This is a genomic window from Enterobacter cloacae subsp. cloacae ATCC 13047, from assembly GCF_000025565.1.
Lineage (GTDB): Bacteria > Pseudomonadota > Gammaproteobacteria > Enterobacterales > Enterobacteriaceae > Enterobacter > Enterobacter cloacae.
On record NC_014121.1, the window covers coordinates 2,113,505 to 2,129,064 of the forward strand.

Annotated in this window: 1 pseudogene; it reads right to left on the reverse strand. The window is 61.7% G+C overall.

The features are described 5' to 3' along the window. Nucleotides 1–11: 11 nt before the first annotated feature. Nucleotides 12–15,530: pseudogene (locus ECL_RS10215) on the reverse strand (Ig-like domain-containing protein); the annotation flags it as partial. Nucleotides 15,531–15,560 lie beyond the last annotated feature (30 nt).

The window sequence follows — 15,560 nt, forward strand, 5'->3', positions numbered from 1 at the left end:
GCTTTATCGGTGACGCGCACAATGTAGGTGTGGTTGCCATCGCTCAGGCCGTTGTCCTGGAAGGACCAGCTGGCGCTGCCGTTCATGGTTACCTGACCAAGCAGAATGCCGTCGCGATAGAGCTGCACAATTTCGCCGTCGTCCGGGGCGCGGTTCAGCGTGCCGTTGATCAGCGGTGAGGTATCATCCGTCGCCACCGACGTACCGTAAGTGCCCTGACGCTCGCCTTCACCGTCGGTGTAGCTCACCACGGTACCCACGGTGGTTGGCGGCGTAGTATCGACCGTCACCACCTGCGACGCGGTGGAGCCAACGTTACCCGCCTGGTCGATAATCCGCACCTGGTAGGTGTAATCCCCGTCATCCAGATCGCGGGTATCGGTGTAGCTCCAGCGCTGGTTGGTGACCGTGGTGTCAACCCACGTATTCCCGCCGTCGAGGCTGATCTGCACGCGCTCGTCGTCTGCCAGCGCGCTACCGAGCGAACCGTTAATGGTCAGCGTGGTGTCCATGGTGATGAAATCACTGCCGGACTGTCCGGTATCGTCGCTGATGCTGTCGATAGTGACGCCGTACTGCGGCGCCTGCGTATCCACCGTTACCACCTGCGACGTGGTAGCCCCGACGTTCCCCGCCTGGTCGACAACACGTACCTGGTAACTGTAGCTATCGTCGGTCAGCGTGCGCGTGTCGTTATAGCTCCACTGCGTGCCGCTCACGGTGGCGTAGACCCAGGTGGTGCCGCCATCCATGCTCACCTGAACGTACTCACCCGCTCCCAGTTCAGCACCGAGCGTGCCGTGCAGGGTGTAGGATGTCGAGCTGGTCAGGAAGTCGTTATTGTCGAAGCCGGTATCCACAGTGATGTTATCCACGCTCACCGTAATCGCCGCATCCGGGGCCACCGTGTCAACGGTGACCTGCTGATGGGCGCTGGCACCCACGTTACCTGCGGCATCCACCACGCGAACGTAGTAGTCGTAGGTCTGGTTAGCCAGCGTGCGGCCATCCACGTAGTACCAGTTGTTGCCAGTGACAATCACGTTCTGCCATGTCACGCCGCCGTCGATACTGATCTGGGCATATTCCCCGTCGGCCAGCGTCGCGCCGAGCGAGCCGTGCAGCGTCAGCGAGGTATCGCTGGTGATAAAGTCGCTGCTGCTCAGGCCGGTGTCATCACTGATGCTGTCGATGGCGATCGTTTTGCTGGCGTCCGGCACAACGGTATCGATGGTCACTACCTGGCTTACGGTAGCGCTGATATTCCCCGCATCATCAATGACGCGCAGCTGGTAGTTGTAATCCCCGTCGGCCAGCGTACGGCCATCCACATAGGTCCAGTTCAAACCGCTGACGCTAACATCGGTCCAGTTCTGGCCGCCGTCGAGGCTGATCTGGACGTGGTCACCGCTGCCCAGCGCCGCCCCCAGCGTCCCTTTCAGGCTGATCTGCGTGTCGCTGGTAATAAAGTCGCTGTCGGACAGACCGGTATCCTGGGAGATGGAGTCAACCGTAATGCTCGTTGCCACAGGCGCGGTCAGATCAATCACCACGTCCTGGCTGTCCGTTGCCCCCACGTTGCCCGCGTTATCGATCACCCGCACCTGGTACTGGTACGTATCGTCCGTCAGAGTGCGGCTATCGGTGTAGCGCCAGGTCGTGCCAGTGACGCTCAGATCACTCCACGTGGCCCCGCCGTCCAGGCTGATCTGCGCCTTCTCGTTGTTGCCGAGCTGCGCGGTCAGGGAACCGTTGATGATAATCTGGCTGTCGTTGGTGATGAAATCACTCGCGCTCAGACCGGTGTCGTTTTGCAGGGAATCAATGCTGATCCCCATCGACGGCGCAGTCAGATCCACGGTAACGGTGTGGTTGTCGCTGGCGCTGTTGCCGATGGTGTTGCTCACCTGCGCGTTAATGACATACGCGCCGCCGTCTGCCAGCGCGGAAACATCTGCGCTGCCGAGCGTATAGCTCCAGCTGCCGTCATTCTGCACGGTCGTCGTATAGGACTTGCCGTTCAGGGTCACCGTCACCGTCTGGCCCGCTGGCGCGTCGGTAGTACCGCTGATCACCAGCGGCGTACCGTGTTCGGCGGCGCTGACGATGTCGTCCTGGGCAAAGGTGTTAATAACGATCGTCGGTACCTCGCCGTTCAGCGTCACGTCGTGCGTGGCGCTGCCCGGGTTGCCCGCCTTATCGCTCACCGAGGCGGTAAGGGTGTAATCCCCGTCGCTCAGGCCAAGGAAATCTCGGCCCGGTACGAAGACCGACCACGTACCGTCTGCCGCGACGGTTGCCTGATAGCTGTGGCCGTTAAAGGAGACGGTCACTGTCTGGCCCTGTTCCGCCGTAGTGGTGCCGCGGATGGTCTGGCCGGCCAGCTGCTCGGCGTTGTTGACAATATCGTCATCGGCCACGGTGCTGATGGTGACGGTCGGCGCAACGGTGTCCACCGTTAAGGTGTGCGTGGTCTGGCCGTTATTACCGGCGTTGTCATTGACCGACGCGGTCACCGTCAGCGCGCCCTGGCTGAGTGCAGCCAGGTCAGTGGCCGGAACATCCAGCGTCCAGGTGCCGTCATCTGCCACGGTGGCAGTGTAGGTTTTGCCGCCCAGGGTCACGGTGACGGTCTGGCCCGCCTCTGCACTGGAGGAGCCGTGCACGGTCAGCGGCTGCTGCGCTTCCGCTGCGTTCAGCACGTCATCGCCCGACAGCGTTGCAATGCTCACCACCGGCGCAGTGGTATCCACGCTGATGCTGTGCGTTGCCGAAGCGCTGTTGCCCGCGCTGTCCTGCGCCGAAACCGCTACCTGATAGTTCGCGCCATCGGCCAGCGCACCCACATCGGCTGCCGGTACGGTGGTGCTCCAGCTGCCGTCGCTCTGAATGGTGGCCGTATAGCTCTTGCCGTTCAGGGTCACGGTCACCACCGTGCCGCTGGCAAACTGGGCACTGGAGCCGTTAATCACCAGAGACGTAGCCGCTTCTGCTGCGTTGATTACGTCATCGCCACTGAGGGTATTAACCGTCAGCGCCACGGAGGCGGTGTTAACCACCACGTCGTGGGTCTGGGTGCTGCTGTTGCCCGCGCTGTCGGTGATGGTTGCGCTGAGGGTCACGGTGCCGTCATTGAGCGCAGAAATCACGCTCGCCGGTACGCCCACGCTCCAGTTACCGCTGGCATCAACGGTGGTAGTGTACTGGTTTGAACCCAAGGTGATGACGACCTTATCGCCTACGTTCGCGCCGGTGGACGTGCCGCTGACGATCTGCGCCTGCGCATGTTCCACGCTGTTGATGACATCATCGCCCGCCACCACGTTAAAGCTGACGGTCGGCGGTGTGGTATCCAGCGTAATCGCTTTGTTCGCGCTGCCCGGGTTACCCGCCGTATCGCTGACGCTCACCTGCACCGTATAGCCATTATCAGCCAGTGCGGACAGATCGGCGGAAGGTACGTTGACGCTCCAGGTGCCATCCGGTTGTACCTGGGCGGTATAGCTGTTGCCGCCCAGCGTCACGGTAACCGTCTGCCCGGTTTCTGCCGTGGTCGTGCCGGAGACAGTCACACCAGCGGATGCTTCGCTGCCGTTAATAACGTTATCGCCTGCAACCGTATCAATGGTGACGCCTGGCGCGGTGGCATCCACGCTGTACTCACGCCCTGCGGACGCGCTGTTGCCGTGCGCGTTGGTGACGCTCACCTGCACGCTGGCATCGCCGTCTTTCAGGCCCGCGAGATCCGCGGACGGCACGGTGGCGGTCCAGTTGCCGTCGGCATCGACGGTGGCGGTATAAGACTTGCCGCCAAAGGTGACGGTAACGGTCTGGTTTTCTTCCACGTTGCTGGTGCTACCGGAGAGCACCAGATCCGCACCTTTCTCCGCCGCGTTAATCACGTCGTCAGCGGCGATGGTGTCAATGCTGATGGCGACCGCGGTCAGATCGACCGTGACGTCATGGCTGATGGTCACCGGGTTGCCTGCTGCGCTCTGGCCTGCAACGGTGACGGTGACCGTACCAGCAGCCAGCGCCCCGACGTCTGCGGCCGGGATCGCCGCGCTCCACGTACCATCTGCCAGCACGGAAGCCGCATAGGTTTTGCCATTCAGGGTCACGGTGAGCGTTGTGCCCGCCGCCAGCCCGTCGCTGGAGCCGGTGACAATCAGGTTCTGACCATGTTCGATGCTATTGATCACATCGTCGCCCGCCACGGTGTCCACACGCAGACCCGGCAGGTTGGCGTCGATGGTGATATCGCGTTCGCCCGTACCGGTGTTGCCGTGGCCGTTGGTGACGGTCGCTGATACCGTTAAATCGCCGTTGCCCAGCGCGGTCAGGACCGACTCCGGAACGCTCACGGACCAGCTCAGATCGCTCTGCACCGTCGCGGTGTAGCTGTTGCCGCCAATCGTCACGGTTACGGTGTTGCCCGCTTCGGCATTCGCCACGCTGCCGCTGATGGTCTGGCCTGCCGCCACTTCTGCTGCGTTAATCACGTTGTCGCCCGCCACGGTATTAATGGTGACGGTCGGCAGTGCGGTGTCGACCAGCAGGTTCGCCGTATTGCTCACGCTGTTGCCCACGCCGTTGGTGGCGGTCGCGTTCAGGGTGTAGTTCGCCTGTCCCAGCCCCGCCAGGTCGGCGGCCGGAACCGTCAGGCTCCAGGTACCGTCTGCCGCCGTGGTGGCCGTGTAGTTTTTACCGTTCAGGGTCACGGTCACCACGGTGCCTTCTGCCAGGTTGGCGCTGGTGCCGCTGACGTTCAGATCCTGGCCTTTCTCCACCGCGTTCAGGATGTTGTCATCGCTGATAGTGTTGAAATTAACCGAAGGCAGACCGGTATCGACGGTCACGCTATGGGTGCCGGTGCCGGTATTGCCCGCCGCGTCAGTGACTGACGCAGTCACGGTCACGCTGCCTTCGCTGAGGCCGGAAATGACGCTGGCCGGTACGCCCACGCTCCAGTTGCCCGCCGCGTCCAGCACGGTGGTGTAGCTCTGGCCGCCAATCGTCACGGTGACCTTATCACCCGCCGCCGCGCCGGTGGCAATGCCGCTGATGATTTGTGCCTGGCCGTGTTCTGCGATGTTAATGACGTCATCGCCCGCGATGGTGCTGATGGTCACCTCAGGCACGGTCATGTCCACCGTCAGATTATGATCAACCGATGCCGGGTTACCCGCCTTGTCGCTGACCGATGCGGTGACGGTCACGCTGCCGTCGCTGAGCGCCGCCAGATCCGCTGCCGGGACGTTCAGCGTCCAGTTACCGTCTGAACCGACCGTTGCGGTTTAGTCCTTGCCGTTCAGGCTCACGGTCACCGTCTGGCCCGCTTCCGCGGTGCTGGTGCCGGAGACGGTCAGGTCAGACTGTGCTTCTGCGGCGTTGAGGATGTCGTCCGTCGCGAGGGTGTTGATGGTCACGGATGGCACGGTGGCGTCCACGCTGTACTCGCGTCCTGCGGACGCGCTGTTGCCATTGACGTTGGTAACGCTCACCTGCACGCTGGCGTCGCCGTCTTTCAGACCGGCAAAATCCGCCGCTGGCACGGTGGCGGTCCAGTTGCCATCGGCATCGACCTGCGCAGTATAGATTTTACCGCCCATGCTCAGGGTGACGGTCTGCCCGGCTTCCACGTTGGTGGTGGCGCCAGAGAGCACCAGATCCAGGCCCTTCTCCGCCGCGTTAATCACGTCGTCGGAGGCAATGGCATTGATGCTGATGGCCACCGTTGCCAGATCCACGGTGACATCATGGCTGATGGTAATTGGGTTACCCGCCGTGCTGTCGCCGGTGACGCTGATCTTCACGGTGCCTTCCGGCCACGTGCTCACGTCCGCCGCCGGGACCGCCGCGCTCCAGGTGCCGTCCGCCAGCACCGTTGCGGAATAGTCTTTCCCGTTGACGGTCACGGTCAGTGCGGTGCCTGGGGTCAGCCCGTCGCTGGAGCCGGTGATAATCAGGTTCTGGTTGTGCTCAATGGTGTTGATCACATCGTCGCCCGCCACGGTGTCCATACGCAGGCCCGGCAGGTTGGCGTCGATGGTGATGTCACGTTCGCCCGTACCGGTGTTGCCGTGGCCGTTGGTGACGGTCGCGCTCACGCTCAGACTGCCGTTGCCGAGCGCGGTCAGAACGTCGGACGGCACGCTTACGGACCAGCTCAGATCGCTCTGCACCGTCGCGGTGTAGCTATTGCCACCAATCGTCACCGTTACGGTATTGCCCGCTTCGGCATTCGCCACGCTGCCGCTGATGGTCTGGCCCGCCGCCACTTCCGCCGCGTTAATCACGTTGTCGCCCGCCACGGTGTTAACGGTGACGGTTGGCAGCGCAGTGTCGACCAGCAGGTTCGCACTGTTGCTCACGCTGTTGCCCACGCCGTTGGTGGCGGTCGCATTCAGGATGTAGTTGGCTTCGCCCAGCCCCGCCAGATCGGCGGCCGGAACCGTCAGGCTCCAGGTACCGTCCGCCGCCGTGGTGGCCGTGTAGTTTTTACCATTCAGGGAAACGGTCACCACGGTGCCTTCCGCCAGGTTGGCACTGGTGCCGCTGACGTTCAGATCCTGGCCTTTCTCCACCGCGTTCAGGACGTTGTCATCGCTGATAGTGTTGAAATTAACCGAAGGCAGACCGGTATCGACGGTCACACTATGGGTGCCGGTGCCGGTATTGCCCGCCGCGTCAGTGACTGACGCAGTCACGGTCACGCTGCCGTCGCTGAGGCCGGAAATGACGCTGGCCGGTACCCCCACGCTCCAGTTGCCCGCCGCGTCCAGCACGGTGGTGTAGCTCTGGCCGCCAATCGTTACGGTGACCTTATCACCCGCCGCCGCGCCGGTGGCAATGCCGCTGATGATTTGTGCCTGTCCGTGTTCTGCGATGTTAATGACGTCATCGCCCGCGATGGTGCTGATGGTCACCTCAGGCACGGTCATGTCCACCGTCAGATTATGATCAACCGACGCCGGGTTACCCGCCTTGTCGCTGACCGATGCGGTGACGGTCACGCTGCCGTCGCTGAGCGCCGCCAGATCCGCTGCCGGGACGTTCAGCGTCCAGTGACCGTCTGAACCGACCGTTGCGGTGTAGTCCTTGCCGTTCAGGCTCACGGTCACCGTCTGGCCCGCTTCTGCGGTACTGGTGCCGGAGACGATCAGGTCAGACTGTGCTTCTGCCGCATTAAGAATGTCGTCCGTTGCAAGGGTGTTGATGGTCACGGACGGCGCGGTGGCGTCCACGCTGTACTCGCGTCCTGCGGACGCGCTGTTGCCATTGACGTTGGTAATGCTCACCTGCACGCTGGCGTCGCCGTCTTTCAGACCGGCAAGATCCGCCGCTGGCACGGTGGCGGTCCATTTACCGTCTGTCCCCACGGTGGCAGTGTAGCTCTTGCCGCCGAAGGCAATCGTGACGGTCTGGTTCGCTTCCACGTTCGAGGTGCTGCCGGAGAGCACCAGATCCGCGCCCTTCTCGGCCGCATTAATCACGTCGTCGGTGGCGATAGCGTCAATGCTGATGGCGACGCTTGCCAGATCCACCGTGACATCGTGGCTGATGGAGACCGGGTTACCCGCGCTGCTCTGACCTTCAACGGTCACGGTGACCGTGCCTGCAGCCAGCGCCCCGACGTCCGCCGCCGGAACCGCTGCGCTCCAGGAGCCGTCGGCCAGCACCGTCGCCGGGTAGGTTTTGCCGTTCACGGTGACGGTTAATCCCTTACCCGGCGTCAGACCGTCGCTGGAGCCGGTGATAATCAGGTTCTGCCCGTGCTCGATGGTGTTGATCACATCATCGCCCGCCACGGTGTCCACACGCAGGCCCGGCAGATTGGCGTCGATAGCAATATCGCGCTCAGCGGAGCCGCTGTTGCCCACATTGTTGGTCACGCTGGCGCTCACCGTCAGTTCGCCGTTGCCCAGCGCCGTCAGATCCGATTCCGGCACGTTGACAGACCAGGTGAGATCGCTCTGCACCGTGGCCGTGTAAGTGTTGCCTCCCAACGTCACGGTCACGGTATTGCCCGCTTCGGCATTCACCACGTTACCGCTGATGGTCTGCCCGGTTGCCAGCTCTGCCGCGTTAATGACGTCGTCACCCGCGACGGTATTGATGATCACCCCCGGCAGAACGGATTCCACGTTCACAGTGTGCGAGGTACTGGCACTGTTGCCAACGCTGTCCGTGGCTGACGCGGTGACGCTGTAAAGCGCTTCACCCAGTTGCCCCACCTCGCTCGCCGGAACGGTGGTGCTCCAGAGACCGTTATCATCCACCGTCGCGCTATACGCTTTGCCGTTGAGCATCACGGTAACAACCGCACCTGCCGTCAGGCCGGTGGCCGTACCGGTAATGGTCAGATCCTGCGTTTTCTCGGTGCTGTTGATCACATCATCACCGGACACGGTATCGATGGTCAGCACCGGGGCGGTCAGGTTCACTTCCACGTCATGGGTCGCGCTATTGCTGTTACCGGCTTTATCGGTCAACGCGGCGGTGATGGTGTAATCGCCCGCGGTCAGCGCACTGACGTCCGCCGCAGGTACCCCCACGCTCCAGTTGCCTGAGGCATCCACGGTGGCGGTATACGATTTGTTGTTAATGGTGACGGTAACCACATCGCCCGCTTCGGCGCCGGTCACGGAACCGGTCACCATCAGGGCCTGCGCATGCTCGGCGCTGTTGATCACGTCGTCGTCGGACACGGTGTTAATGGTCAACTGCGGAACCGTGATATCCACCAGCACGTCGCGATCCGCAGAGGCCGGGTTGCCCGCTTTATCGGAGACGGCGGCACTGATGGTGTAGTTGCCGTCCACCATGCTGCTCAGGTCCGCAGACGGCACGGTGACGCTCCAACTGCCGTTGGCCTGTACGGTGGTGGTGTAATCCACGCCGTTCAGGGTCACGGTGACGGTCTGGCCCGCTTCAGCGTTGGTCACGCCGTTGATGTCCAGATCCTGCTGCGCTTCAAGCGCGTTGATGATGTTGTTATCGCTGACAATCTCAATAGAAACCGTCGGCGCGGTAGCGTCCACGCTGTATTCGCGGCCTGCCGACGCGCTGTTGCCATTGACGTTGGTGACGCTCACCTGCACGCTGGCGTCGCCATCTTTCAGGCTACCCAAATCAGCCGATGGAACGGTGGCGGTCCAGTTGCCGCTGGCATCTACGGTAGCGGTGTAAGACTTACCGCCGAAGGTGATGTAAACCGTCTGGTTTTCTTCCACGTTAGTGGTGGAGCCGGAGAGCACCAGATCCGCCCCTTTTTCTGCCGCATTGATCACGTCATCGGTGGCGATGGCGTCAATGCTGATAGCCACTGTCGCCAGATCCACGGTCACGTCATGGCTGATAGTCACCGGGTTACCGGCGCTGCTCTGGCCGTCAACGGTCACGGTGACCGTGCCCGTATTCAGCGCGCTGACATCTGCGGCAGGGATCGCTGCCGTCCAGGTGCCGTCTGCCAGCACCGTGGCCGCGTAGGTTTTACCGTTGACGGTGACCGTCAACGCCGAGCCAGCGCTCAGCCCCTCGCTGGTACCGGTGATAATCAGGTTCTGCCCGTGCTCGATGCTGTTAATCACATCGTCGCCCGCCACGGTGTCCACACGCAGGCCCGGCAGGTTGGCATCAATGGTGATGTCACGCTCGCCATAACCGGTGTTGCCGTGGCCGTTGGTGACGCTGGCCGTCACGGTCAGGTCCCCGTTGCCGATGGCGGTTAACACGTCAGACGGCACATTCACCGACCAGCTTAAATCGTCCTGAACGGTTGTCGTATAGTTGTTGCCGCCAATGGAAATCGTGACAGTGTCACCGCTCGCGGCACCGCTCACTTTCCCGCTCAGCGTCTGGCCAGACGCCACTTCCGCAGCGTTGATGATGTCGTCGGTGGCAACCGCATTAATGTTGACAACCGGCAGCGCGCTGTCCACCAGCACGTTATGACTTGCGTTCGCGCTGTTGCCTGCCGTATCGGTCACGCTCGCCGTCACGGTGTAGCTGGCTTCACCCAGCGCCGAGACGTTGGCTGCCGGAACGGTCACGCTCCAGTTGCCGCTGGCGTCGGTGGTGGCGGTATAACTGATACCGTTCAGGGTTACGGTGATGGCGGTGCCGTCCGGCTGATTGCTGGTGCCGGAGAGCAGCAGATCTTCGCCCTTTTCGATCGCGTTAATCACGTCATCGCCCGCAAGGGTGTTGATGGCGATAACCGGCGCGGTCAGGGAGACCGTAACATCATGCGTGGCGGTGGTGCTGTTACCCGCTTTATCGGTGAGGGTTGCCGAGAGGGTCTGATCGCCGCTTACCAGCGCGCCGACGTCCGTGGCCGGAATGCCGGTGCTCCAGTTCCCGGAGGCGTCCAGCATGGCGGTGTAGTCTTTGCCGTTGAGGGTGACGGTAATCACGTCTCCCGCCTGGGCACCCGTGACCTTACCGGAGACGATCAGCGCCTGGCCGTGTTCGGCGATATTCAGGATGTCATCACCCGCCACAACGTCAAACACGATCTGCGGCACGGTGGTATCCACCAGCACGGCCGCATCGGTGCTCGCCGGGTTGCCGGCTTTATCAGAAACGGATGCCGTGACCGTGGCATTACCGTCGGCGATGCCCGCCAGATCGGCCGCCGGGACGTCGAGCGTCCAGCTGCCGTCTGCCTGCACCTGCGCGGTATAGGTGTTGCCATTGAAGGCCACGGTCACCGTCTGGCCCGCTTCGGCGGTGGAGGTACCGCTGAGGGTCAGATCCTGCACCGCCTCTGCCGCATTCAGAATGTTGTCACCGCTGATGGTATTGAGGGTGACCGTCGGCGCGGTGGTATCCACGCTGTACTCGCGCCCCGCCGATGCGCTGTTGCCGTTAACGTTGGTCACGCTCACCTGCACGCTGGCATCGCCGTCCTTCAGGCTGCTCAGATCCGCTGCCGGAACGGTGGTGGTCCAGTCGCCGTTGGCGTCTACCGTCGCCGTATACGTTTTCCCGCCCAGGGTAACGATCACGGTCTGTCCCGCCTCAACGTTGGCCGAGGTGCCGCTGAGCACCAGGTCTTCGCCTTTTTCCGCCGCGTTCAGCACGTTGTCAGCGGTCACGCTGTTAATGCTGATGGCGACCGGGCTGAGATCCACATCAACGACGGTGCCAATCGTGACCGGATTGCCGGAGGTGTCCTGCGCGCTGGCGCTGATGGTCAGTGAACCGTCAGCCCATTGGGAGACGTCTGCCGCAGGCACGGCCGCCTGCCAGGTGCCGTCCGCCATTACCGAGGCGGAATAATCCTTGCCGTTAATGGTGACGGTAACGGTGCTGCCTGCCGCCAGATCGGTGCTTGTGCCCGACACAATCAGGTTCTGACCGTGCTCGATGATATTGATGACGTCATCGCCTGCGACCGTATCAATACGCAGGCCCGGCAGCTGGGCGTCGATGGTGAAGTCCAGCGAGGAAGAGCCAGTATTGCCGTGCACGTTGGTGACGCTGGCCGATACGGTCAGTTCGCCGTTGCCAAGTGCGGTTAACTGGCTCTGGGTTAATGGCAGGCTCCAGGTGAGATCGTCCTGAACCGTGGTGGTGTAGGTCTGGCCGCCGAGCATAATGGTGACAGTGTCACCTGAAGCAGCATTAGTAACCTTACCGGTCAACGTCTGCCCCGCGGCCACTTCCGCCGCGTTAACGATGTTATCGCCCGCCAGCGCGTTGATGGTCACAACCGGCAGCGAGCTGTCCACCAGCACATCGTGCGTGGTTGAGGCGCTGTTGCCCACGCTGTCGGTGACGCTGGCAGTCACGGTGTAATGTGCCTCGCCCAGCGCGCTGACCGCAGAGGCAGGCACGGTGACACTCCAGTTGCCGCTGGCGTCGGTGGTCGCGGTGTAGGTGATGCCGTTAAGGCTAACGGCAATCGTCGTCCCTTCTGGCTGGTTGCTGGTCCCGGAAAGCAGCAGATCCTCGCCTTTCTCAGTCGCATTGATCACATCATCCGCCGCCAGGGTATTGATAGCGATTTCCGGCGTCACGGTGTTGACCACTACGTCCACTGCGCTGCTGCCGGTATTACCGGAGCGATCGGTCACCGAGACGTTAACGGTCCAGGTTCCGTCTGTCAGACCCTGTACAACGGAGGCTGGCAGGCCGAGGCTCCAGTTCCCCGCCGCATCCACCACGGTGGTGTACTCCACGTTATTCAGGGTGATGGTCACCAGGTCACCCGCTGCCGCACCGGTGACCGACCCGCTCAGGATCTGCGCCTGTGAATGTGCGAGCTGGTTAACGGTATTGGTGTCGGTGACAAAATCGTTAATGGTTACCTGCGGGACGGTCGCATCCACCAGCCCAACGCGGTCTGCGCTGCTGCTGTTGCCTGCCACGTCACTCACGGTTGCCGTTACCGTGACGGTGCCGTCGGTCAGAGCGCCGAGATCCACAGCCGGTACGTTCACCGTCCAGGTCCCGTCACTCTGGACGGTGGTCTGATAATGCTTGCCGTTCAGCGTAACGGTAACCGTCTGTCCCGCCTCAGCATTGCTGCTGCCGCTTAAGATCAGATCCTGCTGCGCTTCGGCCGCATTAATGATGTTGTCGTCGGTCAGGTTATCGATCGTAATGGACGGCGGTAAGGTATCCACGGTCACCACGCGCGACGCGTCGGCGCTGTTGCCGCTGACGTTCGTCACGCTGACGCTGACCTGCGCGCGTCCGTCAATCAGCGTCTCCATGGCGCTGGCCGGCACGGTCAGGCTCCAGGAGCCATCCTGCTGCACCTGCGCGGTAAAGGTCTGGTCGGCGAATTTCACCACCACGGTCTGCCCGGCCTCTACGCCCTGCGTCTGGCCCGACAGCACAAGATCGGCACCTTTTTCAGCCGCATTCAGCATGTCATCGCTGCTGACGGTATCGATGGTCACCGCCACGGCGTTCAGATCCAGCTCGATGGGGTGCTCAGCTGAAACGGTATTTCCCCAGGCATCTGTCGCGCTGACGTGAACGGTGATATCTCCGGCCGTCCAGCCCTGCAGATCGGACGCCGGGACGCCGATTTGCCAGCTGCCGTTGGCGTTGACCACGGCGGCATACTCGACGCCGTTGATGGTGACGGTGACGTGCGTGCCCGCTGCCAGGTGGGTACTGGAGCCGGTCACGGTCAGATCCTGCTGCTGCTCGATGGCGTTGATCACATCATCGCCAGAAATGGTATTTACCCGCAGGCCAGGGAGCTCGGCGTTGATGTTAATATCACGCTCGCCGCTGCCGGTGTTGCCGTGGGCGTTGGTGACAGAAGCGGTAAAGGTTAACGATCCGTCGCCAAAGGCCTTCAGATCGGCTGACGAAATGGTCACGCTCCAGGTCAGATCGCTGCCTACCGTAGCGGTGTAGCTCTTGCCGCCCACTGAAACAGAGACCGTGTCGCCCGCTGCCGCACCGGTGACGCGCCCGCTCAGGGTTTGATCCACCGCCACTTCAGCGTTGTTGACCAGGTTGTCACCGGCGAAGGTATTGATAATCACCTGCGGCAGTACGGTATCCACCAGCAGCGTCGCTTCGGTGGAGCCGCTGTTACCGGCGGCATCGGTGCCGCTCACGCTGACGGTGTACAGGGTGTTTGCCAGGTTCAGAACGTCAGACACCGGCACCTGAACTGACCAGATGCCGTTATTAACGGTGGCCTGATAGCTCACGTTATTCAGCGTGACGTTTACCACGCTGCCGTCTGGCAGGTTGCTGGTGCCGCTCAGGCTCAGCGGCTGCATCGCCTCCTGCGCGTTCAGCACGTTATCCTGGCTGATGGCATTCAAGGTGAATTCCGGTGGGTTGCCGCTCAGGGTAATGCCGTGGGTGGCGTTACCGGTATTGCCCGCCGCATCGGTCACCGAAACCGCAATGCTGTGGTTACCTTCCCCCAGCGCGCCAATGACTGACGCCGGTACGCCTACGCTCCAGCTGCCATTCGCCTGCACCACGCCGGTAAAGCTCTGGCCGCCAACGGTTACGGTGACCACATCACCTGCTACGGCTCCGGTCGCCTGGCCGGAAATAATCTGCGCCTGGCCCTGCTCGCTGGTGTTGAGAATATCGTCGCCCGCGACGGTATTGATGGTCACGACCGGGGCGACAGTATCCACGGTGAAATGCGCCTGGGTGGATGACCCGTTCCCGGCTTTATCGCTGACGTTCACCGTCAGGGTGTGTTCGCCATTCGCCAGCGACTGCACCTCGCTGGCTTGCAGCGTGACGGACCAGGTACCGTCGCTGCCCACCGTGGCGGTATGGTTTTTACCGTTCACTGTCACCGTGACAATCTGACCGGCTTCCGCCGTGGTTTTCCCACTTAGCGTCAGCGGCTGATGGTGTTCAGCGGCATTGATAATATTGTCCTGCGCGACAGTATCGACCGCGATGGTCGGTGCCGCAGTATCCACGCCAATCGTCTGACTGCCGTTCACGGTATTGCCCGCCGCATCCTTGCCACTGACGTTCACCGTCCAGGTGCCGTCGCCCAGCGCCTGCGCATCCGCCGCAGGCACCTTCACGCTCCATACGCCGTTTGCACCCACCTCAGCCGTATAGGATTTGCCGTTCAGCGTAACGGTCAGCTCTGTTCCCTGCGCCAGGTTCTTGCTGGCACCAGAAAGCGTAAAGCCTGCGGACTGCTCGCTGGCGTTGATGACGTTATCCCCCGCCGTGGTTGCCAGCGTCACGCTCGCCACGGCAGTATCAACGGTCACGGTGATGCTGCCTGCGGAGGTCGTTTTACTGCCGTCGATCTGCACGACTGACCAGGTATGTTCCCCGTCTGTCTGGGTCGGCAGTTTTACCGTCCAGGTGCCGTCTTTACTGACCATCGCGCTGGCAAGCGTATTGCCGCTGCTGTCTTTGATCTGAATGGTCGCGCCCGGTTGCCCGGTACCGCTAAAGGTTGGCGTGTTATCGTCGGTGATCGCATTTGCACTCAGCACGCCCTGCTTGTCGCCCGCAAGATCGGTGAGCATGAAGGTTGGCGTTGCGCTCTCAACTTCTTTCGTATTATCAATAATTTTTGTTTTTGTTTCGCCGTCACCACCGTGAGCCAGCAGTGCCCCAATAGCACCGCCGCCTAACGCCGCCCCCGCAATCCAGCCCCATGGCGCATCGCTCAATATGCTCTCCTGGGTCAGGAAAGGTTCAATGCTGCTAATAGGTGTGGCTTGCGCGGTTAATTCAGTAACGGCTGCGCCTGACGCTTCCCCGGCATCGGCAAAAGAGATATGTGTTAATTCCTGATTATCGTTAAATACCAGTTCAGACTGGTTATGGGTTTCAGGATCTTCAACGAAATAGTTATTGCAGCGAATAACACTGCCATCTTTCATATAAATGAGAAGGTCTTTCCCCTGGCGGACGTAACGCACCACGTCCTGTGCAGAACCCTGGATTTCAATCACGCTCGGAGAGGAAATGGAGACCGACAGATTTCCTTCGCCGGTTAATTTCGTTTTCTCCGCTGTCTTGCGAATGATGACATCTACAACTTTTACGTTACTCATATTTCTCTCCTTGCAGGTGCTCGGATTCCT